General features: G+C 53.3%; 1 rRNA gene. It reads right to left on the bottom strand.

The features are described 5' to 3' along the window. Positions 1–44: 44 nt before the first annotated feature. A 16S ribosomal RNA gene (locus APU02_RS09725) occupies positions 45–1,586 on the bottom strand. Positions 1,587–1,730: the final 144 nt, after the last annotated feature.

Here is a 1,730-nt window from a genome sequence, read left to right as displayed (position 1 = left end):
ATCAGACAATCTGTGTGGACACTACAAAGGCAGGTTCTTTAAGGTAAGGAGGTGATCCAACCGCAGGTTCCCCTACGGTTACCTTGTTACGACTTCACCCCAGTCATGAATCACAAAGTGGTAAGCGCCCTCCCGAAGGTTAAGCTACCTACTTCTTTTGCAACCCACTCCCATGGTGTGACGGGCGGTGTGTACAAGGCCCGGGAACGTATTCACCGTGGCATTCTGATCCACGATTACTAGCGATTCCGACTTCATGGAGTCGAGTTGCAGACTCCAATCCGGACTACGACATACTTTATGAGGTCCGCTTGCTCTCGCGAGGTCGCTTCTCTTTGTATATGCCATTGTAGCACGTGTGTAGCCCTGGTCGTAAGGGCCATGATGACTTGACGTCATCCCCACCTTCCTCCAGTTTATCACTGGCAGTCTCCTTTGAGTTCCCGGCCGGACCGCTGGCAACAAAGGATAAGGGTTGCGCTCGTTGCGGGACTTAACCCAACATTTCACAACACGAGCTGACGACAGCCATGCAGCACCTGTCTCACGGTTCCCGAAGGCACAACCGCATCTCTGCAGTCTTCCGTGGATGTCAAGACCAGGTAAGGTTCTTCGCGTTGCATCGAATTAAACCACATGCTCCACCGCTTGTGCGGGCCCCCGTCAATTCATTTGAGTTTTAACCTTGCGGCCGTACTCCCCAGGCGGTCTACTTAACGCGTTAGCTCCGGAAGCCACGCCTCAAGGGCACAGCCTCCAAGTAGACATCGTTTACGGCGTGGACTACCAGGGTATCTAATCCTGTTTGCTCCCCACGCTTTCGCACCTGAGCGTCAGTCTTCGTCCAGGGGGCCGCCTTCGCCACCGGTATTCCTCCAGATCTCTACGCATTTCACCGCTACACCTGGAATTCTACCCCCCTCTACGAGACTCAAGCCTGCCAGTTTCGAATGCAGTTCCCAGGTTGAGCCCGGGGATTTCACATCCGACTTGACAGACCGCCTGCGTGCGCTTTACGCCCAGTAATTCCGATTAACGCTTGCACCCTCCGTATTACCGCGGCTGCTGGCACGGAGTTAGCCGGTGCTTCTTCTGCGGGTAACGTCAATGACTGCGGTTATTAACCACAATCCCTTCCTCCCCGCTGAAAGTACTTTACAACCCGAAGGCCTTCTTCATACACGCGGCATGGCTGCATCAGGCTTGCGCCCATTGTGCAATATTCCCCACTGCTGCCTCCCGTAGGAGTCTGGACCGTGTCTCAGTTCCAGTGTGGCTGGTCATCCTCTCAGACCAGCTAGGGATCGTCGCCTTGGTGAGCCGTTACCTCACCAACAAGCTAATCCCATCTGGGCACATCCGGTGGCAAGAGGCCCGAAGGTCCCCCTCTTTGGTCTTGCGACGTTATGCGGTATTAGCTACCGTTTCCAGTAGTTATCCCCCTCCACCGGGCAGTTTCCCAGACATTACTCACCCGTCCGCCACTCGTCAGCGAAGCAGCAAGCTGCTTCCTGTTACCGTTCGACTTGCATGTGTTAGGCCTGCCGCCAGCGTTCAATCTGAGCCATGATCAAACTCTTCAATTTAAGTTTGATGCTCGTGAATTAAACTTCGTAATGAATTACGTGTTCACTCAGAGACTTGGTATTCATTTTTCGTCTTGCGACGTTAAGAATCCATGTCACTTTGAGTGCCCACACAGATTGTCTGATAAATTGTTAAAGAGCAGT

The organism is Citrobacter sp. 50677481 (assembly GCF_001463265.1).
Taxonomy (GTDB): Bacteria; Pseudomonadota; Gammaproteobacteria; order Enterobacterales; family Enterobacteriaceae; genus Citrobacter_A; species Citrobacter_A sedlakii.
Note: the sequence above shows the minus strand (reverse complement) of the source record. Positions and strands in the feature narration are given on the sequence as shown.